Source organism: Pseudomonas sp. GW456-12-10-14-LB2 (genome assembly GCF_002884345.1).
Classification (GTDB): Bacteria; Pseudomonadota; Gammaproteobacteria; order Pseudomonadales; family Pseudomonadaceae; genus Aquipseudomonas; species Aquipseudomonas paraglycinae.
Genome location: NZ_POHV01000007.1, coordinates 39,084 through 57,691, shown reverse-complemented (window position 1 = coordinate 57,691; position 18,608 = coordinate 39,084). Strand labels below are relative to the sequence as shown.

Here is an 18,608-nt window from a genome sequence, read left to right as displayed (position 1 = left end):
GTCCAGACTGGATGTAACGGCTGAAGGCCTTATCGCTGGCAAGCCAGCGATTGCGATCGTTCAGTCAGTGCATTTTTTGCTGATCAGCACATCAACCTCGGCAGTGCCAGGAGCGGTCGCCGGGCCCCAGCGAGTGACCGCTAACGCAGCCGCAGCGTTGGCGCGCCTTGCGGCTTCGTGAGCTGCAAGCCCTTGCGCCAGCCCGGCAACAAATACCCCGGCGTGCGCATCGCCCGCACCATTGCTGTCCACCGCCTGCACCTTGAAACCTGGCACATGCTGACGTTCACCGCGCTGATGAATCCAGCAACCCTGCGGGCCGTCGCGCACTACCATCAGCACATTTCGTGGCAGGTGCACGGTCAATCGGTCCAGCGCGGTTTCGATGTCCGTCGCGTCAGTAAAGCGCAACGCCTCGACGCTGTTGCTGGTCCACACATCGATGCGCGGCAGCAGCGCCTGCATCATCGGTGAGTCCGGCGATTCCACTAGCGGGCCAGGATCGAACACCACGTTGATCGTCTTCGGCAGCGCCAACGTCCAGTCCAGCAACGCCTGGGCCTTGCCGCTGTGTAGCAGGCTGTAGCCGCTGACGTAGACGTAGTCCCCCGTCTCGGCGGCGACGCTGTTCAGCTCCGCCGTCGTGACCTCGCCTTCGGCGCCGATGTAGGAAATGAAACTGCGCTCGGCCGACGCATCGGTCAGCGCCACGCAGATCCCGGTGTCACGTTCTGCAGGTTGTTCGATGCCGATGCGGATGCCTTCGGCGTTCATCGCCTGCCGTGCCAGATCACCGAAACGCCCATTGCCATGACGGCCGAGATAGACCACCGGCAAGCCGTTGCGCGCAGCGGCAGCCATCACATTGAAGCCGCCGCCGGCTTCGAAACTGGCGGACTGCGCCAGCACGTCACCGCCGATTTGCGGCAGCGCCTCCACGGCCATGACCAGGTCGATGATGACCTGGCCGGTGTGCAACATCTTAGGCATGAGCATTCTCGGATTGCGCAGCGCGGCGATCTCTCGCCCCGCCGAGTACGAAGTAAATGCCGCCGGCGACCACGAACGTCACGATCCAGCCGAGGCCGTTGTGGCCCAGCCACGAGTCGGACAGGAAGCCCTTGAACCAGACATTTTCAGCCGTGGTGCCGATGGTGGTGAAACTGAAGCCCAGCACGATCGCGATCGCCCATGCGCCGAACGCGCGCCACTCGATGCCGCCGCTGTACCAGTAGGCGCTGCTCGGGCTGACGTCGAGCAGGTCTTTGGGGCTGTAGTAGTGACGGTGAATCAGGTCGACCACGAAGATCCCGACCCACGCAGTGATCGGCACTGCCAGCAGGGAAATGAAGGTAATGAACGGGCCATAGAAGCTGTCGGCGATCAGCATGAAGTAGATCGAACCGGCGAAGATCGCAACGATGTCGACCACCACCGCGTACACGCGTTTGACCTTCAGGCCGAGGGTCAGCGTGGTCAGACCGGCGGAGTACACCGACAGGTTGTTCGACAGCAGCAGGCCTCCGAATGCGGTGATCAGGTACGGCACGGCCATCCACGTTGGCAGCATGTCGCGGATCGCCACGATCGGGTCAGTGGCCGAAGCGAGGTCGTTGTTGCCCACGGACAGCAGACCGCCGAGGGTGATCAGCAGCACAAGCGGAATCCCCGCGCCGAACGCCGCCGAAGCCACCAGGCGCACGGCTTTGACGCTGCGATGCTGATAGCGCGACATGTCGGCGCCGGCATTCGCCCAGCCGATTCCGGTACCGGCGGCCATGGTGCCAATGCCGATGATCATCGCGCTCATCGGCGCCGGCGTGGCGTTGAACACCGCGCTCCAGTCGATGGTCGCGCAGAGGAAGCCGCCGACCAGAATGTTCAGCGCGCCGAACACGTAGGTCGCCCACTTCTGGATCACCAGCAAGGTGGCGTGGCCGAGGCCGGACACCGACAGGGTCAGCAGCACGAAAATCGCGATAAAGATCAGGGTCAGCACCGGCGCGCTTTTGGCTTCCACCGGCGAGCCGAACAGGATCGAGCACAACGACAGCAGCACGAACGCGGCGGTGGTGGTGTTGACGGTTTCCCAACCCAGACGCGACATCAGCGACACCAGCGTCGGGCCGATATTGCCGCGCACACCGAAGATCGCCCGCGAAAGGGTCAGGCTCGGCGCACGACCGCGACGACCGGCAATCGAGATGATCCCCACCACCGCGAACGAACCGGCAGCGCCTAGAATCGCGACGATGATCGCCTGCCAGATCGCCAGGCCGCGAAACGCAACCAGCGTGGCGCCCAGCGGCAGGCCGAGGATGGAAATGTTGGCAGCGAACCAGACCCAGAACAGTTGCAGCGGATGGCCGTTGCACTCGCCTTCCGGCACCGGTTCGATGCCCCGGGTTTCCAGTTGCCCGGCGCTTTGCCCGGCGGTCGATGAACTCATGAAAAATGCTCCTGTTTGCCTTTATTGTGGTTGTGGCAATGACGCAGAACGACAAGACATCCCGCCCCTTCCTGGGCCTGTCTGCGCGATCCATTGCGGGTGAATATTCAGGATTTGCGGCGCGGCCATCGCTGGCAAGCCAGCTCCCACAGGTTCGAAGTGAACCTTGAGGTTTGCACGGTCCCTGTGGGAGCTGGCTTGCCAGCGATGGCGTCAGTTCAATCAGCGCAAGGCCAAAAGTCCCTGCACCAACGGTTCAAGCTCCAGACCATTGACGGCCTTCACCGTCTCGATCATCGGCGCCGGCCAGCTCTGCAGGCCCAGGCAGGCCCCGAGCATGGCGCCGAGAATCGCGGCGATGGTGTCGGTGTCGCCACCCAGGCTCGCGGCCATGCACAGCGCATCGAACGGCGTCATTTCACCGATCGCGACTTGCTGCGCGAGGGCGAACGACACCACCACCGATTCCTGCGACGCCACCGAGGTTCCAATCACGTCGTACAGCAGATCCGCGAGCAACACCGGGTCGCTCTCGACACTGATGCTGCGCGCCCAACTGATCCGCGACGCAATGCGCCCGCCGGCCACCCAGTGCCCGTGAGACTCCGCTTGCTGGGCGATCTGTTGGCCGAGGTTCAGCGCCTCACCCAGATCCAGACCGTTGATGCCGGCCGAGACCACCGCCGCCACCGCCGCCGCGCTGGATATCCCCAGGGTAGTGTTGTGAGTGACCTGACAGGCCTGCACCACCGCCGCAATGAAGCGCTCGGGGTCGGCGACATCCGCCGCGATGCCCACCGGGGTAATGCGCATCGCGGCGCCGTTGGTGGTGCCGTAGCGCCCGGCCTCTTCCGGCGAGTGGCCGGCGAGGATCATTTCGATTGCGCGTTTGGTCGAGGGGCCGAGCAAGTCCTGCGAGCCCTTGGCCTGCATCTCGGCTTCCCATTCGATCAGCCGTTGCGCGAGCACTGCCGGTTCGATCCGGCCCTTGCCTTCGACCAGCAACTCGCCGACCAGAATCGCCTGTTCGGTGTCATCGGTGATCGAGCCCTTGGGCATGTTCGCGGCAATCGGCTGCAAGGGCCCGGCGTCCTGTAGATCGGTGATCTGGCCGAAGCGCTGCTTGATGGTTTCGCGGTTCAGGGATTGGGTCGGCATGCCCAGCGCGTCACCCAGGGCAAGGCCATAAAACGCGCCCAAGGCACGGTCGAGGGCGGTCATTTCGATTCTCCAAATTGCAGGTGCAGACGGAAATGCACCGGGTCGAGCAGGCTTTCGACCTGCTCCATGAAGCGGTTTTGCCGGTCGTAGGTGGTGCGCAATGCCTTGAGGAACACCGTGCCTTCGGGGCGGCCGAGCAGTTCGGCGTCCTCGGCGTTGAGCGGTTCGGCGCCGATCCATTGATCGCCGCGCTCGCCGATGTAACCGTAGGCGGCCAGGGTGATGGTCAGGGAGTTGTCGATCAGGCCGACCCGCGGCAGGCTTTCCAGGCCTCCGCTGGCGGGCATCAGAGAGCGTTCAAGGGACACCGCCGTGCCATCGTTGGAACGGCGGCGACGTTCGAGAAGAATGAATTGATCGGAGCCGAAACGCGCAAGCAGATCCGCACGAGTCACGGCCTCCAGACGCAGCACGTCGGTATTGATCATCGCCCCGCTGTCGGCCAGGGCCTGGGCCCAGCCGCTGCGCTGGTCGAGCACCACACCGTCAAACGTGACGATGGAGCCGACCCCGCTTTGCGTGGCGATGTAATTGCGCCGCTTCAGTTCGGCCAGCGCTTCGCGCAACGTGCCACGGCTGACGTTGAATTCCTGAGCCAACTGGTGCTCGCCGGGCAACAGAAAGCCGTCCTCCATGAGGCCGCTTTCGATGCGTCGGACGAGCTCGTCGACCACCCGTTGTTTCTTGTCAAATCGTACCTGTCTAATCATGTACAAAGTGATAACCGAAACGGGTTGAGACGGGCAAGGGAAATTTTGGGTGGGGTGACGGAAGGCGGGAAGATCAAGAGCGCCCTCATCGGAACGCCGCCCGCCTAGCCCTCTCCCGGAGGGAGAGGGAACTGAATGGGGGATATTCGGGAGGTACGTCGACCTGAAAAGGCTTTGCCGAATCCATAATCGATTGGATTCTTCAGGTCAATGTAGAGCGCAAGACACCCCGGTCGGCTCCCTCTCCCTCCGGGAGAGGGCTGGGGTGAGGGAGCTTTTGATTTCAGCGCTGTTTCAGACGGTCAATGACAACAGCCAACAGCAGAATCGACCCACGAATCACATACTGATAAAACGTGTCGATATTCTTCAGGTTCATCGCATTCTCGATAATCGCCAGAATCAAGACCCCGGCAATCACATGCCGGATCATCCCGATCCCGCCACTCAGCGACACCCCGCCCAGCACGCAGGCCGAAATCACCGTCAACTCAAACCCCTGCCCGATCATCGGCTGACCCGAAGTCATCCGCGAAGCCAGAATCACACCCGCCAGCGCACCAATCACCCCATGCACCGCGAAGATGATGATCTTCGTGCGATCAACATTCACCCCTGCCAGCAGCGCCGCTTCCTGGTTGCCACCAATGGCCATGGTGTTGCGCCCGTAGGTTGTGTAATTCAGCAGCCAGCCGAAAAACAGGAAGCAGACGATGGTGATCAGGATCGGCACCGGCACGCCGAACAACTGGCCGTTGCCGAACACGAAGAACGATTCCTGGGACACGCCCACCGCTTTGCCGTTGGCAAAAATGTAAGCCAGGCCACGGACGATCTGCATGGTCGCCAGCGTCGTGATCAGCGCATTGACCCGCAACTTGGCGATCACGATGCCGTTGATCAAGCCGACGATCAGACCCATCACCAGCGCCGCGCTGACGCCGAGAAATACGCTGTTGGTGTCGCGCATCACCACCGCCGCCACCACACCGGCGCAGGCAATCACCGAACCCACCGACAAGTCGAAATGTCCCGATGCCAGGCAATACAACATGGTGCACGCGGCGATCCCGGTGGTGGAAATCGCCAGACCCAGGCCACGCATGTTCAGCGGCGAGAGGAAGTTGTCGATCAGCAAGGTGCAGGCGACAAAAATACCCACCGCCGCCAGCAGCATCACCCAGTCGTCGAGGAAGCGCCGCATATCCAGAGGTTTGCGCTCGGTCGGCAGGGTTTCGTTTTGGGTTGTCATCATAGTCACCTCTCAGTTCGCCACGCCGTCAGCGCGGTGGCGCGGCAAAGCCAGTTGCAGCAGGTTGGATTCGTTGGCCTGGTCGCGGCTGACTTCGCCACGCAGGGCGCCCTCGCACAGCACCAGAATGCGGTCGGAAATGCCTATCACTTCCATCAGATCGCTGGACACCACGATCACCGAAATGCCGTCCGCGGCCAGGTTATGGATGATCTGGTAGATCTCGGCCTTGGCGCCGATGTCGATGCCCCGGGTCGGTTCGTCGAGCAGCAGGACTTTCATCGGCATCGACAGCCAGCGGCCGAGAATCGCCTTCTGCTGATTGCCGCCGGACAGGAACTTGATCTGTTGCCCGGCATGGGGCGTTTTCACTTTCAGGGCCTTGATCTGTTTCTCGGCATTGCCCTTTTCCCAGATCCCGCGCAGCAGGCAACCGAGCCCGGAATTCGCGCCGCGCGCACTGATGTTGATGTTCTCGGCAACGCTGGCGAGCGGGATGATGCCTTCCTTCTTGCGATCCTCCGGGCACAGCAGAATCCCGGCGGCGATCGCATCGCGCGGCGAACGCAGTTTCAGTTCATGGCCGCGCAATTCCAGACGTCCAGCGGTGTTGCGCTCAAGACCGCTGAGCAGCCGGAACAACTCGGTGCGCCCTGCCCCGACCAGTCCGAACAGCCCCAGAATCTCGCCTTTGTGCGCATCGAAACTGATCGGCTCGCGCAGGCCCGGGCCGAGCAATCCATCGACTCTCAGCGCCACGGCACCGCGCGGGCGACCGCGATAATCGTAGATGTCCTGAATGTCGCGCCCGACCATGCAGGTCACCAGTTGATCATGGGTCAACTGGCTCATGTCGTCGAAGGTGCGCACGTAGCGGCCGTCCTTGAACACCGTCACCGCGTCGCAGATGCGGAACACTTCTTCCATGCGATGGGAGACATAGAGCACGACTTTGCCTTCGTCGCGCAGTCGGCCGATGATCGCCATCAACCGGTCGATTTCCCGCGCCGAAAGGCTGCTGGTCGGTTCGTCAAAGGCAATCACATGCGCGCCACGGGACAGCGCCTTGGCGATTTCAACCAGTTGCCGCTGACCGAGGGACAGGCGTCCGACCTTGGTCTGCGGGTCGATTTCATCGGCCAGGCCTTTGAGGCAAGCCAAGGCTTGCTGGCGCAGCGCGCCGCGATTGATCAGGCCGAAACTGGCCGGCAGGTGACCGAGAAACAGGTTCTCGGCCACGGTCATTTCCGGCACCAGATGCAACTCCTGGTGAATCACCGCCACGCCGCTGCCGATGCTGTCGGCGGTGGACTTGAACGCCATCGTCCGCTCGCCGATCTGCAGCTCGCCGCTGCTCGGAACGTAGGCACCGCCGAGGATCTTCAGCAGGGTCGATTTGCCGGCGCCGTTCTCGCCCATCAAGGCGTGAACCTGCCCGGGGTGAGCGACGAAACTGATGCCGTCCAGCGCCTTCACGCCCGGGAAGGTCTTGCCGATCCCGTTGAAACGCAGGCTGCCGCTGGCGCTGTGTTCTTGTGTCTGTACTTGCGCGTGCATTTAAGCCACCTCATCACACCGTTCAAGCGGCCCGGCTGCCCGGGCCGCCGCTGCCGTCAGTTCCACAGGCCGATCTTCTCCAGCTCCTGCTTGAAGTTGTCGCGGGTGATCAGGGTGACGTCGTCCATCGCGGTGTACTTCGGTGGTTCTTTGCCGGTGGTGACCCACTCGTGCATCATCTCGGCGGTCTTGTAGCCTTCGATGTGCGGGCTCGGCAGCATTGAACCGTAGAAGCCGCTGTTGGGCTTTTTCAGTTCGCCGATGGCGTCGGTGCCGTTGATGCCGATGCCGATCACATTGGCCGCGGCAAACCCGGCGGCTTCAGTGGCGCGCACTCCTCCGAGGACGGTGTTGTCGTTCATGCCGCCGATGATCAGGTTCTTCGCCGCACTCGGCAGCTTGACCAGCGCCGAGTTGGTGGCATCCATGCTGCCCGGTACGTCGAGGGTTTTCAGGGCGGCGGTCAGAATGTGATCTTTCGGCATGCCCGCGTCTTCGAGGGCCTTCATCGAGCCGTCGGTGCGCTTCTTGCCGGTGTCGAGTTCGTTGTAGGTGTTGACCACCGCGTAGGTGTCTTTCCAGTCCCAGTTACGCTTTTTCGCCTCGGCGGCCATGGCGGCGCCCTGCTTCTGGCCGACTTCGAAGGCGGCCATGCCGAGGTACGGCACGTCCTCCATGAACTTGCCATTGGCGTCGACGAAACGGTCGTCGACGGCGATCACTTTCAGGTCATTGAGTTTGGCCTTGGCCATGATCGCCGGGCCGAGGGACACATCCGGCGGGCAGATGACGAAGCCCTTGGCGCCGTTGGCCGCGAGGCTGTCGATGGCCGAGAGGGTTTTCTCGCCGTCCGGCACGGCGATCTTGATCAGCTCGAAGCCTTTGTCCTTGGCAGCTTTCTCGGCGAAGGCCCATTCAGTCTGGAACCACGGCTCTTCGGCCTGTTTGACCAGGAAGCCGATCTTCACCGGATCGGCGGCCAGCAGCGAACTGCTCAGGCTGAACGCAGTGACCGCCAGCGCGGTACTGCACAGGGTACGAATCCCGAAACGACGTTTCATAAGCAGACTCCTTGTTATTTTTCTTGAGCGTTATTTGAAAAACGTTAAAGCGGTCGAAGCGTTTCCTGCTAATCATGACGACAATAGTCATATCGTATGATGATTGGATTTCAGGCGGACCTTTCCACCTGGAAACCGCTTTTGTCAGTCGTGGTACATCACCGAGCGACCACCATCGATGGTGATGCACGAGGCATTGATGAACGGCGCTTCATCGCTGGCCAGAAACACGGCGGTCATCGCCACTTCAATCGGCTGACCGATGCGTTTGGGTGGATGCAGATCGAAAGCGCGCTGACGTTCGGCGTGCGGGTCGGCGAAGCCGTTCCAGTAATCGACGTTGAGCTGGGTTTCGATGTAACCAGGGGCGATGGCGTTAACGCGAATGCCCTTCGGCGCGTACTCGATGCCCAGCGCGCGGGTCAGCCCGAGCAGGCCATGCTTGGCCACCGGGTACGGGAAGCAGCCGGGAATGATGTTTGTGGAATGGGTCGAGGCAATGTTGATGATGCTGCCGATGCCCTGCTCGATCATCTGCGGCAATACGGCTTTGCAGCCATACCAGGCGCCGTCGAGGTCGATGGCGAAGCAGCGTTTCCAGTCTTCTTCGGTCATTTCCAGCGGATCACGGAACACGTTGACCCCGGCGCAATTCACCAGCACGTCGATGCGACCGTGCAGCTCGATGGCCAGTTTGGCCATGGCGTGCAGATCCTGCTGACGCGAGACGTCGGCCTTGATCGCCTGCACATCGGCGCCCTGCTCGCGCCAATGCGCAGCGACTTTCTCGACCTTTTCAGCCTGGATATCGCTGATCACCAGTTTGGCCTGCTGCGAGGCGAAGGTCGCGACGATTGCTTCGCCGATGCCTTGAGCGGCACCGGTCAGCAGCACGACCTTGTTTTTCAGGCGCTCACCTTTCGGTGGCTCGGGCACCGGTGGCAGGGACAGAGGTTCAGCCATGAATCAGGACTCCTGTTCGAAAGCATAAAAAAACCGGGGATCTGACGATGTCCGGTCTGGAAGGCTTCTGGAACAAAACAGGCGAGCGCACGCCACGGTGCCGAAACGGCCCGAAGCGCTGACTCCGCTGTGGAGTGCGATGGAAATTCGCTGCATCACTTCACCTGTTTTGTTCTTTTTAAGTGTGAGTGCGTGTTACTGCTGGAGCCGACTATAAACCCGACCGCCAAATAATCTCAATATATAATTTTGCATCCCATATTTTGGGATTTATCCTGCGAAACGCGTACAGAGCTTTCCGGCGACATCAACCCGCAGCGACAGCACGGCGCCATCCAGCGGATGGTTCAGCGGACTTTTAGCGCTGGTGATGTACAGGGTTTTCAGGTCGGCGCCGCCGAATACGCAACTGGTCGGACGGCTGATGGGCAGATCGATCTTGCGGTCGATCTGGCCATCCGGTGTCAGGCGCAGCAGACAGCTGCCGTCCCAGCGAGCGTTCCACACGTAGCCTTCGGCGTCCATCGCCGAACCGTCCGGACCGCCGGGCTGATCGGAGCTGTACCAGGGCTGGGCGGGGTCGAGGTTGCCGTCGGTGTGGATGAAGTAGCGGTACAAAGTGCTGTCGAGGCTGTCGCCGAACAGCAACGTGGTGCCGTCGTCGCTCCACAGCAGCGTGTTGGGAATGCCCAGGCCGCGCAGCAATGGCGTGACGCGTTTATCCGGATCAACCCGGAACAGACCGCCGGACCGACGCGTGATCGGCAGATCCTCGCCCTGCTCGCCGATGTTGTTTTGCATGGTGCCGAGCCACAAGCGGCCCTGGCCATCGCAACGTGCCTCGTTGGCGCGGTTGCCCGGTTGCGGATCGGCTATGCAGAACAGCGTCAGTCGCGGCTCAAGTCCGGGGGAATCGAGATCGAGCCGGTAGACGCCGCTGCTCAGGGTCACCAGCGCGTCGCCGCTGGCGCAGGGAATGAACGCCGAGACGTGCTCCGGCATCTGCCAGATCTGCACGTTCTGCCCGATCAGCCGCAGCGCCTGCTGGCCAGCGATGTCCACCCAGTACAGCGCTTGGGTGGGCGCATCCCAGAACGGGCCCTCGCCCAGTTGCGCCCGATGCTCTGTCACCGCAGTCCACGTCATGCAACCTCCTGTCTTGTTGTTTTTGTCAGCTGGCTTTCTTGTCTGCCATCACCTGCGGGTAGAACCGCTTGATGGCCAGGTCGGCATTGTCGATCAGGGTCATGCAGGCCCACACCCCGCGCGCGGCATCGCGGGCGGCGATGGCGTCGGCCATGTCTTTGTGGATGGGCAGTGTGCGGCGCAATTCGTCGGGGTCGGCCGCGGACACTTCGAAGGACACGGCAAGCAGCGCGCCGAGGGCCGGCACCATTTGCTCGATGAATTGATTGTGGCTGGCGGCGAGAATGCATTCGTGGAAGAACTGGTCGGCGCGGTTGTAATCGATGCCGCTGTCGACCGCCCGTTCCAGCGCGTTGTAGGCCTGCCGCACGGCTTGCACCTGTTCGACGGTCGCCCGCTCGCAGGCCCAGCGCACCGCCATCGGTTCGATGGTGCGGCGCAGGTCGAGCAGGTCATCGACGAAGTTTTCCGGCAGACCGCTGCGCGACAGCCAGCCCACTACTTGCGGATCGAACAGGTTCCAGCGCTTGATCGGCAGCACTCGCGTGCCGACTTTCGGCCCGACTTCGAGCATGCCTTTGGCGACGAGGGTCTTGATGGCTTCGCGGATCACCGTGCGGCTGACACCGAGCTGCTCGCCCAGATCGGCCTCGACCTTGATCGCCTGTCCCGGCTTTACCTGGCCGGCGGCGATCCAGGCGCCCAGCCAGTCAACCGTTGATGCGTGAAAACTGCTCGACATGGACACCCCGAAGCCGTTCGCTGTGGGTGCCTACGCTAATCATCATACGATTGAGAGTCAACGACAAAAAACCGCAGCCTGCTTTCACAGACTGCGGTTTGTCTTAAGGTTCGAGGCCGATGCGGAAGAACTCGCCGCCACTCCAGACGCCCAGCCAACGCTGCCCATCGATTTCACGGCTGACTGCCAGCTCCACCAATTGGTAGAACACGTTGCGGTGGATCAGCGCTTCGAGATTGGTGCGCACATGCACATAGGGCGCGGGTTCTTGCGTTGTCGGATCGATCTCGACGCGGATCGGATGCTCCGCGCCGGCCTCGGTGATTTCATCGACATTGGTGGTAAAGCGCAGCAACTGCGCCTCTCCCTCGCCTTCCACCTCGACGGCAATTGCCACAAATGGCGCGTCATCGACCTTGATTCCGACTTTCTCCACTGGAGTAATCAGGAAATAATCATCGCCGTCGCGGCGGATGATGGTGGAGAACAGCTTGACCATTGGCTTGCGCCCGATCGGCGTGCCCAGGTAGTACCAGGTGCCGTCACGGGCGATGCGCATGTCGATGTCGCCGCAGAAATCCGGATTCCACAAGTGCACCGGCGGCAAGCCTTTGGTTTTGGGGATTTGCCCCAGCAGGTCATTGGCTTTTTGCGGGCCACTCATGGCGTACTCCTTGAATTACTGGTCCCCGACGCCCAGCAGGCTGCGCGCGTACTGCGCAAGCGGTGGGCCGATCAGGTCTTCGGGCTTGTTGTCGTGGAACGTCAGTAAACCGCCACGACTCTTGATCCGTGCAGTATCAATCAAATACTGGGTGCTGGTCTCGATCAACATGATCTGAATCACGCCGCCGTCGATACCGAGGCGATCCACGGCTTCCTGATCCAGCCACTCATCGGAGTTGCCGATGCGGTCGTCGGCCTTGGCGAAACGGGTGTACAGCAGGTAGTGGGCACCGGCGTCGCGGGCTTCGCCCATCGCCTGATCGAGGCCTTCCGGCGCACGGGCGCGGCGGACCATCGGGAAGTACTCGACGAAGCCTTTGAAGGCCTCTTCAGCCACTACGTTGGGCCGCGGGTAAGAACCACCCGGCGGCGCGAACGAGCCTTGCGCAATGTAGATGAACGAATCCGGCTGAATGCGGAAATTGTTTACGCGACGGCTGTCGCTGTGATCCAGCAGCCCAGCGTCGCTCATCTGGTAGCGAGTCCCTTCGGCCATGTCACTGACAGTCATACAGCCGCCCAGCGCCAAAACGGCCAGCAGCAAAACCAGGCTACGCATCCTAATCCTCCAGAAGCCGGTGACGGAAAACCGGCGAATGGCCGTAGGATGCAGCTTTTGCGCCAGTCCTTGGAAATGTGCAGGTATCCGCTTTGAAATAAGACTTCGTGGCTAAACCGGGTTCAGCCGCCGATGATCTTCATGACGGTGGCGCCCCCGGAGAACGCGACTTCCTGCTTGTCGCCCAACGCCTTGACCAGCAGTCGCTGCAACGCCGGCAGCGCCTCGTGACGTGGTTTGTCGAGCAGGTCACCGACGTAGTGACGGTTGCTCGACGACAGGCAGCCATGCAGCCATCCGGTGGACGACAGACGCAGGCGCGAGCAGGTTCGGCAGAACGGCACACTTTCGTTGGCGATAACGCCGAAGTTGCCCCTACCAGGAATCGCATAGCGAACCGCCGTGGCGTCCACCGGCGCGTCGGTTTGCGCGTACTCGTAATGTTCGCCGATCAGGCTAAGCAGCTGTTGCAGGCTGACGAACTGTTGCAGGAAGGCGTTGGAATCAGTGGCCAGGTGGCCCATGCGCATCAGCTCGATGAAACGCAGCTCGAAGCCGCGCTCGAGGCAGTAATCGAGCAGCGGCATCACCTGGTCGAGGTTTTGCCCGCGCAACGGCACCATGTTGACCTTGATCTTCATCCCCGCCGCTGCCGCCTGATCCATGCCATCCAGCACGGTGGCCAGATCGCCGCCACGGGCAATGCTGCGGAACGCGCCGGCGTCCAGGGTATCGAGGGAAACGTTGAGGCGTCGCAGGCCGGCATCGACCAGCAGCGGAAGTTTTTTCGCCAGAAGTTGACCGTTGGTGGTCAGGCTGATGTCTTCCAGGCCCATCCTGCCGACGGCGCTCATGAACGATTCGAGTTTGGGGCTGACCAGCGGCTCGCCACCAGTGATGCGCAGGCGCTCGATACCCGCGGCTTCGATCAGATAAGCCACGCCGCGTGCCATGGCCTCGGCCGACAATTCATCCTGCGCAGCCACCAGCCGCTTGCCGTTGGGCACGCAGTAGGTACAGGCGTAATTGCAGGCTGAAGTCAGACTGATCCGCAAATTGCGAAAACGCCTGCCTTGACGGTCAACGATCATGAAGCACTCCGGCGATGGAAAATCGAGCGGCTAAAACTTGACTCACAATTCAAGTTTTAGCAAGCCCTATGCCTGAGTATATTCCTGCGGTACTGCGCCATGTAGCGAAAAACACGGCGCATAAGGCAACTGAATGATTCAGCTGCTTGGCGTTTCAGGGTCGCGCTTGCGCTTGTTGCCCATGCGCACACCGATGTCCATCAGGAACTGGAAGAAACCTTCCTGATCTTCCAGCACATTGCTCCAGAACGGCGAGTGATACAGCGCCACCGCGCCGTGCACCAGCGCCCAGGATGCGCAGTAGTGGAAGTACGGCGGGACGTCTTCGAGCTTGCCTTCGCTGATGCGGCCCTTGATGAGCAGCGTCAGGCGTTCGAAGTTCGAGGCACGGATCTTGTGCAGCTCCTCGACCATCTCGGGCACCTGATTGCCCTTGACCACCTTCTCTTCCAGGCGATCGAACAGGCGATAGCGCTGCGGGTCGCGCATGCGGAATTCAAAGTAGGCACGGGACAGCGCTTCCTTGTCCTTGTCGACATCGGCCGAGTGCAACAGCTCGTTCAAGTCGCGCTCGTAATCGAGCATCAGGCGCAGATAGATTTCGGCCTTGGACTTGAAGTGCTTGTAGATCGTGCCTTTGCCGATACCCACGGCATCAGCAATCATCTCGACGGTGACACTGTCTTCACCTTGTTCGAGGAACAGCTTGAGCGCGGTATCGAGAATTTCTTGCTCGCGGCGACGAAACTCACGGACCTTACGAGGTTCTTTGTGCATAAGAAAAGGTCTGTAGGGGTCAAAATTCGAAGCCGCGTATTATGCCTAACTTGCGCAAAAATGCACGGATCATCCGACCATATCTGTGTTTCTTGTTCATTTCACGAACGTTTCGGGGGGAATGAGAACATAACCGAAGCGAACGTATTCCAAATTTGTTTAAAAACCCCGGCCGGCCAACTGGACTCGGCGCCAGACTGATCAATACTTGAACTGTCGGGCGACATCTCCCCCAAGTGTCGCGCCGGTAAAGGTACCAAGGGACCGCGTGCCTTTGTTTTACTCCTAATGGTCTTAACCCGGATTCACCCCCCAGAACCCGGGTTTTTTTTGCCTGCGATTCAGGCTTTTACATGCGCCAGCGGAAACAGTCGCTTGAAGTTCTCGGTGGTCTGCTCGGCAAAGCGCTCGTAGTTCTCGCCGCGCAGCATCGCCAGAAACTCTGCCACTTCCCGCACGTATTGCGGCAGGTTCGGTTTGCCGCGATACGGGATCGGCGCCAGATACGGCGAATCGGTTTCCACCAGCAGGCGATCGGCCGGAACCTTGCTCGCCACATCGCGCAGCGCATCGGCATTGCGGAAGGTGACGATGCCCGACAGGGAAATGTAATAACCCATGTCCAGCGCCGCCTTGGCCATGTCCCAGTCTTCGGTGAAGCAATGCAACACACCGGCCTGGGGCAGCGCGGCTTCGCGCAGCAGCTCGAGCGTATCGGCACGGGCGCCACGGGTGTGGATGATCACCGGTTTGCCAGTCTGCTGTGCTGCTTGCAGGTGCAGACGGAACGATTCCTGCTGCAGTTCGGCGGCTTCCGGCTCGTAGTGGTAGTCCAGACCGGTTTCGCCGATCGCCACCACTTTCGGGTGATTGAGCTCGTGCACCAGCCAGTCCAGCGCCGGCGCCGCGCCCGGCTGCACATCCAGCGGATGCACGCCAACCGAGCAATCGACATCGTCGTAACGCTCAGCGAGGGCTTTGACGTCGGCCGCGTTGTCGGCGCTAACGCCGATGCACAGGAAGTGTCCGACCCCGCGCTGACGGGCCGCATCCAGCGCGGCATCCAGGGAACCGTCGTGAGCGGCGAGGTCGAGGCGATCAAGGTGACAATGGGAATCTACGAGCATAAAAAGGACTGCAACTTACATCGTATGAGTGGGACGGTCGGACTTCAGGGCTCCGGCCAGATGAGTTTCGATGCGACTGCGCGCGGTGTTGTCGCCATCGTTGAATTGCACGCCGACGCCGGCTGCGCGGTTACCCTGGGCGCCTTTGGGGGTGATCCAGGCCACTTTGCCGGCCACCGGAATCTTCTCCGCCTCGTCCATCAGGTTCAGCAGCATGAACACCTCGTCGCCCAACTTGTAGCTCTTGTTGGTCGGGATGAACAGGCCACCGTTCTTGATGAACGGCATGTAGGCGGCGTAAAGGACCGACTTGTCCTTGATGGTCAGGGACAAGATGCCGTTACGCGGCCCCGGGCTGACAGGTTCATTCATGTTGACCTCCACTGCTGATGTTCAGAGTCTAGGTACACATTCTTATCTTTGACCAGGCAAGCTCGCCCATTGCACCAGCAACGCTTCCAGCAGCAACGCCGCATTGAGGTTGGCCTTGCTCAGGACTTTCTGACGCTGGGCGAGGATCCAGTCCTGAATATCCAGCACTTTAGGCTGAGCACTTTTCTGCGCCAGGTACTGCACGACCTTGCGCATATCGGTCAGGCCAAGGCCTGCTTCATCCTGGGTCAATTGATAGCGCAGGATCAGGCTCGACCAGTCGCAGAACCAGTCGAACAGCCGCAGCATCGGAATGTTTTTCCACTCCTCGGCCAGTTGCGTCGGCGATTGCTGCTGCTTGAGCAGCTTCTTCACGCCTTCGACAACCTGCGAACGCTGTTCACGCACGCCCTGCCCCTGCAACGTGACGGCAGCCAACGGCGAGCCGGCGGCCAGGGTCAACAGTTCGACCCGTTCGTCTTCGGAACATTCCGGCAATGCCTGAGCCAGCCATTGCAGGCTCATGGATTCGCTCGGCAGCGGACAGGCCTGCTGCACGCAGCGGCTCTTGATGGTCGGCAACAACCGGCTCGGCTGGTGGCTGACCAGCAGCAGCACGGTATCGCCGGACGGCTCCTCAAGGCTCTTGAGCAAGGCGTTGGCGGCGTTGATGTTCATCGACTCCACCGGTTCGATCAGCACCACCTTGCGCCCGCCCAGTTGTGCGGTCTGCACCACGAAACTGACCAGATCACGCACCTGGTCGACCTTGATCGCCTTGTCCGCTTCCTCCGGTTCGAGGATGTAATTGTCCGGGTGGCTGCCGGCCTTGAGCAGCAGACAGGATTTGCACTCGCCGCAGGCTTCAGGCGTCGGACGCTGGCACAGCAGGCTGGCCATCAGTCGCTCGGCCAGCGCGCGCTTGCCGATCCCGGCCGGCCCGTGCAGCAGATACGCGTGGGCATGCTGAGTGCGACCGGCCAGTTGCTGCCAGAGGCTGTCCTGCCACGGATAGGCCTCAGCCACGGCTCAGCTCCAGCAAATTCGGAATCAGGGTATCCAGCGATTGTTGAACCTTGGCCAACGGCTGACCGGCGTCGATCCGCACGTAACGCGCCGGATCGGCTTCGGCGCGCTTGAGGAAAGCACTGCGTACGGCCTCGAAAAACTCACGGCCTTCCAGCTCGAAACGATCCAGACGTCCACGAGCACTGGCGCGGGCCAAACCGATTTCCACCGGCAGATCGAAAATCAGCGTCAGGTCGGGACGCAAGTCGCCCTGCACGAAAGTCTCCAGCGCCGCGATGCGCTCCAGCGACAAGCCACGACCGCCACCCTGATAGGCGTAAGTCGAATCGGTGAAACGGTCACACAGCACGACCGCACCACGGGCCAGTGCCGGTCGAATGACTTCAGCCAGATGCTGGGCACGGGCGGCGAACACCAGCAACAGCTCGGTGTCCGGATTCATCACTTCGTCGACCGGGGCCAGCAACACCTCACGAATGCGCTCGGCCAGCGGCGTACCGCCGGGCTCGCGGGTCAGCACCACTTCAATACCGGCGGCGCGCAGGCGCTCGGCGAGGTATTCGCGGTTGGTGCTTTTGCCGGCGCCTTCCGGGCCTTCCAGGGTAATAAACAAGCCAGTCACAGGCAGTCCTTAATCAAAGTCATTGCGTGTTTTGGGGAGCGGAGGCTTCCGGTTCCGGCGTCGGCGCAGGCTCTTGAGCAGGCGGCTGCGGCAACGACTCCGGTGCAGTGTCGGGAGAGGCGGCAGGTATCGCCTCCTCGGCTGCCGGAGCGGTTTCGGGCGCAGTCGTCGGCGCCGGGCTCGAGCGGTAATCCGCGCGCCGCTTGAGCTGGTACTCGCGCACCGCATTGTTGTGCGCGTCCAGATCATCGGAGAACACGTGACTGCCATCGCCACGGGCAACAAAGTAGAGGCTGGTGCCATCCACCGGGTTGAGTGCGGCGTGAATGGCTTCACGTCCGACCATGGCGATCGGCGTCGGCGGCAGGCCGGGAATCATGTACGTGTTGTACGGCGTGGCTTCCTTGAGATGCGCACGAGTCAGCTTGCCGTTGTAGCGGTCACCCAGGCCGTAGATCACCGTCGGATCGGTCTGCAGCTGCATGCCCAGCGCCATGCGACGTACAAAGACGCCGGCAATCTGGCCACGTTCCTGAGGCACGCCGGTTTCCTTCTCCACCAGCGACGCCATGATCAGCGCCTGATAGGGCTCGGTGTAAGGCACGTCGGCGGAGCGTTTTTCCCACTCCTTGGCCAGCACTTCGTCGAGACGGTCGAAAGCCTTTTTCAGCAGTTCGGTATCGGTCACGCCGCGCACGAAGCGGTAGGTATCGGGGAAGAAGCGGCCTTCAGGGAACAGGCCCTTGTGACCGATTTTGGCCATCACATCACTGTCGCTCAGGCCGTTGAGGGTCTGCTCGATCTTTTCATCTTTGGCCAGCGCGGCGCGCACTTGATGGAAATTCCAGCCTTCGACCAGGGTCAGGCTGTACTGAACCACATCGCCGCGCTTCCACAGGTCGATCAGGCCGTTGACGGTCATGCCCGGCTGCATGCGGTATTCACCGCTGTGAATCGGCGTGCCGGCGAGGTTGAAACGCCAATAGACCCGCAGCCAGAACGCGTCCTTGATGACGCCATCGGCTTCGAGTCCAAGAAAAGTACGGGTCGGGGTTGATCCCTTTGGCACATCCAGCAGTTCTTCCTGCGTGATGTTCAGGGGCTGTTCCAGTGCCGAATGAATCTTCCAGGCGCTGGCGCCCAACAGCAGCCCTGCCAGAACCAGTCCGGTTTCCAGCAGCAGCAAAAGTTTACGTCTCACGAA

The 18,608-nt window shown here is 61.4% G+C and carries 19 protein-coding genes; all 19 read right to left on the bottom strand.

The features are described 5' to 3' along the window. Positions 1-60: 60 nt before the first annotated feature. The 19 genes from C1X29_RS06370 to mltG all read right to left on the bottom strand — a co-directional run bounded on the left by C1X29_RS06370 (position 61) and on the right by mltG (position 18,605). On the bottom strand, positions 61-990 hold the full coding sequence (locus C1X29_RS06370; RefSeq protein ID WP_102686500.1) for a PfkB family carbohydrate kinase: 930 nt from the start codon (positions 988-990) through the stop codon (positions 61-63). Further along, complete coding sequence (locus C1X29_RS06365) at positions 983-2,449, bottom strand: cytosine permease (protein ID WP_085647459.1); 1,467 nt, start codon at positions 2,447-2,449, stop codon at positions 983-985. The genes C1X29_RS06370 and C1X29_RS06365 overlap by 8 nt, the downstream gene beginning before the upstream one ends. Before the next feature lie 222 nt (positions 2,450-2,671). Continuing rightward, positions 2,672-3,670 (bottom strand): ADP-ribosylglycohydrolase family protein, encoded by a 999-nt coding sequence (locus C1X29_RS06360; protein ID WP_102686501.1) that lies wholly within the window; start codon positions 3,668-3,670, stop codon positions 2,672-2,674. Further along, a complete protein-coding gene (locus C1X29_RS06355; RefSeq protein WP_102686502.1) occupies positions 3,667-4,380 on the bottom strand; it encodes a GntR family transcriptional regulator in 714 nt (237 codons plus the stop codon). Before C1X29_RS06355 ends, C1X29_RS06360 begins: the two co-directional genes overlap by 4 nt. A 283-nt stretch (positions 4,381-4,663) precedes the next feature. Next, positions 4,664-5,632, bottom strand: a complete 969-nt coding sequence (gene araH, locus C1X29_RS06350; RefSeq protein WP_011335422.1) for an L-arabinose ABC transporter permease AraH — start codon at positions 5,630-5,632, stop codon at positions 4,664-4,666. A gap of 12 nt (positions 5,633-5,644) precedes the next feature. Then, positions 5,645-7,189, bottom strand: coding sequence for an L-arabinose ABC transporter ATP-binding protein AraG (gene araG / locus C1X29_RS06345; protein WP_102717084.1), 1,545 nt, complete (start codon positions 7,187-7,189; stop codon positions 5,645-5,647). Positions 7,190-7,245: 56 nt separating this feature from the next. Further along, positions 7,246-8,250 carry a substrate-binding domain-containing protein gene (locus C1X29_RS06340; protein ID WP_085745050.1) on the bottom strand — a complete coding sequence of 335 codons (1,005 nt, stop codon included), beginning with the start codon at positions 8,248-8,250 and terminating at the stop codon, positions 7,246-7,248. Between the two features lie 144 nt (positions 8,251-8,394). Next, a complete protein-coding gene (locus C1X29_RS06335) occupies positions 8,395-9,213 on the bottom strand; it encodes an SDR family oxidoreductase (RefSeq protein ID WP_011335425.1) in 819 nt (272 codons plus the stop codon). Between the two features lie 270 nt (positions 9,214-9,483). Continuing rightward, entirely contained in the window at positions 9,484-10,359 is an 876-nt protein-coding gene (locus tag C1X29_RS06330) for an SMP-30/gluconolactonase/LRE family protein (RefSeq protein WP_102717083.1), read from the bottom strand. 25 nt (positions 10,360-10,384) lie between these two features. Then, the gene (locus tag C1X29_RS06325; protein WP_064383471.1) at positions 10,385-11,101 is read right to left on the bottom strand and encodes a FadR/GntR family transcriptional regulator; all 717 of its coding nucleotides are present in this window, start codon (positions 11,099-11,101) and stop codon (positions 10,385-10,387) included. A 103-nt stretch (positions 11,102-11,204) separates the two neighbouring features. Beyond that, complete coding sequence (locus C1X29_RS06320; RefSeq protein WP_102717082.1) at positions 11,205-11,765, bottom strand: DUF1285 domain-containing protein; 561 nt, start codon at positions 11,763-11,765, stop codon at positions 11,205-11,207. 15 nt (positions 11,766-11,780) lie between these two features. Continuing rightward, positions 11,781-12,386 carry a DUF4823 domain-containing protein gene (locus C1X29_RS06315; RefSeq protein WP_007950810.1) on the bottom strand — a complete coding sequence of 202 codons (606 nt, stop codon included), beginning with the start codon at positions 12,384-12,386 and terminating at the stop codon, positions 11,781-11,783. Between the two features lie 122 nt (positions 12,387-12,508). Then, positions 12,509-13,477 (bottom strand): GTP 3',8-cyclase MoaA, encoded by a 969-nt coding sequence (locus tag C1X29_RS06310; RefSeq protein WP_102717081.1) that lies wholly within the window; start codon positions 13,475-13,477, stop codon positions 12,509-12,511. Positions 13,478-13,615: 138 nt separating this feature from the next. Next, positions 13,616-14,254: a TetR/AcrR family transcriptional regulator gene (locus C1X29_RS06305; protein WP_007950805.1), complete on the bottom strand. Its 639-nt coding sequence runs from the start codon at positions 14,252-14,254 to the stop codon at positions 13,616-13,618. Between the two features lie 341 nt (positions 14,255-14,595). After that, positions 14,596-15,381: a TatD family hydrolase gene (locus tag C1X29_RS06300; RefSeq protein ID WP_102717080.1), complete on the bottom strand. Its 786-nt coding sequence runs from the start codon at positions 15,379-15,381 to the stop codon at positions 14,596-14,598. Positions 15,382-15,396: 15 nt separating this feature from the next. Beyond that, a complete protein-coding gene (locus C1X29_RS06295; protein WP_007950801.1) occupies positions 15,397-15,753 on the bottom strand; it encodes a PilZ domain-containing protein in 357 nt (118 codons plus the stop codon). A 42-nt stretch (positions 15,754-15,795) separates the two neighbouring features. Then, a complete protein-coding gene (locus C1X29_RS06290; protein ID WP_085745056.1) occupies positions 15,796-16,779 on the bottom strand; it encodes a DNA polymerase III subunit delta' in 984 nt (327 codons plus the stop codon). Continuing rightward, the gene (gene tmk / locus C1X29_RS06285; protein WP_007950797.1) at positions 16,772-17,404 is read right to left on the bottom strand and encodes a dTMP kinase; all 633 of its coding nucleotides are present in this window, start codon (positions 17,402-17,404) and stop codon (positions 16,772-16,774) included. Before tmk ends, C1X29_RS06290 begins: the two co-directional genes overlap by 8 nt. 19 nt (positions 17,405-17,423) lie before the next feature. Continuing rightward, positions 17,424-18,605: an endolytic transglycosylase MltG gene (mltG, locus tag C1X29_RS06280; RefSeq protein ID WP_064383483.1), complete on the bottom strand. Its 1,182-nt coding sequence runs from the start codon at positions 18,603-18,605 to the stop codon at positions 17,424-17,426. Positions 18,606-18,608: the final 3 nt, after the last annotated feature.

Excerpts from the sequence above, each read along its gene's own strand:
- C1X29_RS06310 (WP_102717081.1), bottom strand. The coding sequence starts at position 13,477 with ATGATCGTTGACCGTCAAGGCAGGCGTTTTCGCAATTTGCGGATCAGT.
- C1X29_RS06315 (WP_007950810.1), bottom strand. The coding sequence starts at position 12,386 with ATGCGTAGCCTGGTTTTGCTGCTGGCCGTTTTGGCGCTGGGCGGCTGT.
- C1X29_RS06360 (WP_102686501.1), bottom strand. The coding sequence starts at position 3,670 with ATGACCGCCCTCGACCGTGCCTTGGGCGCGTTTTATGGCCTTGCCCTG.
- araG (WP_102717084.1), bottom strand. The coding sequence starts at position 7,189 with ATGCACGCGCAAGTACAGACACAAGAACACAGCGCCAGCGGCAGCCTG.
- C1X29_RS06330 (WP_102717083.1), bottom strand. The coding sequence starts at position 10,359 with ATGACGTGGACTGCGGTGACAGAGCATCGGGCGCAACTGGGCGAGGGC.
- C1X29_RS06300 (WP_102717080.1), bottom strand. The coding sequence starts at position 15,381 with ATGCTCGTAGATTCCCATTGTCACCTTGATCGCCTCGACCTCGCCGCT.
- C1X29_RS06355 (WP_102686502.1), bottom strand. The coding sequence starts at position 4,380 with ATGATTAGACAGGTACGATTTGACAAGAAACAACGGGTGGTCGACGAG.
- C1X29_RS06340 (WP_085745050.1), bottom strand. The coding sequence starts at position 8,250 with ATGAAACGTCGTTTCGGGATTCGTACCCTGTGCAGTACCGCGCTGGCG.
- C1X29_RS06365 (WP_085647459.1), bottom strand. The coding sequence starts at position 2,449 with ATGAGTTCATCGACCGCCGGGCAAAGCGCCGGGCAACTGGAAACCCGG.
- C1X29_RS06295 (WP_007950801.1), bottom strand. The coding sequence starts at position 15,753 with ATGAATGAACCTGTCAGCCCGGGGCCGCGTAACGGCATCTTGTCCCTG.
- C1X29_RS06320 (WP_102717082.1), bottom strand. The coding sequence starts at position 11,765 with ATGAGTGGCCCGCAAAAAGCCAATGACCTGCTGGGGCAAATCCCCAAA.
- C1X29_RS06370 (WP_102686500.1), bottom strand. The coding sequence starts at position 990 with ATGCCTAAGATGTTGCACACCGGCCAGGTCATCATCGACCTGGTCATG.
- C1X29_RS06335 (WP_011335425.1), bottom strand. The coding sequence starts at position 9,213 with ATGGCTGAACCTCTGTCCCTGCCACCGGTGCCCGAGCCACCGAAAGGT.
- C1X29_RS06305 (WP_007950805.1), bottom strand. The coding sequence starts at position 14,254 with ATGCACAAAGAACCTCGTAAGGTCCGTGAGTTTCGTCGCCGCGAGCAA.
- araH (WP_011335422.1), bottom strand. The coding sequence starts at position 5,632 with ATGACAACCCAAAACGAAACCCTGCCGACCGAGCGCAAACCTCTGGAT.
- C1X29_RS06325 (WP_064383471.1), bottom strand. The coding sequence starts at position 11,101 with ATGTCGAGCAGTTTTCACGCATCAACGGTTGACTGGCTGGGCGCCTGG.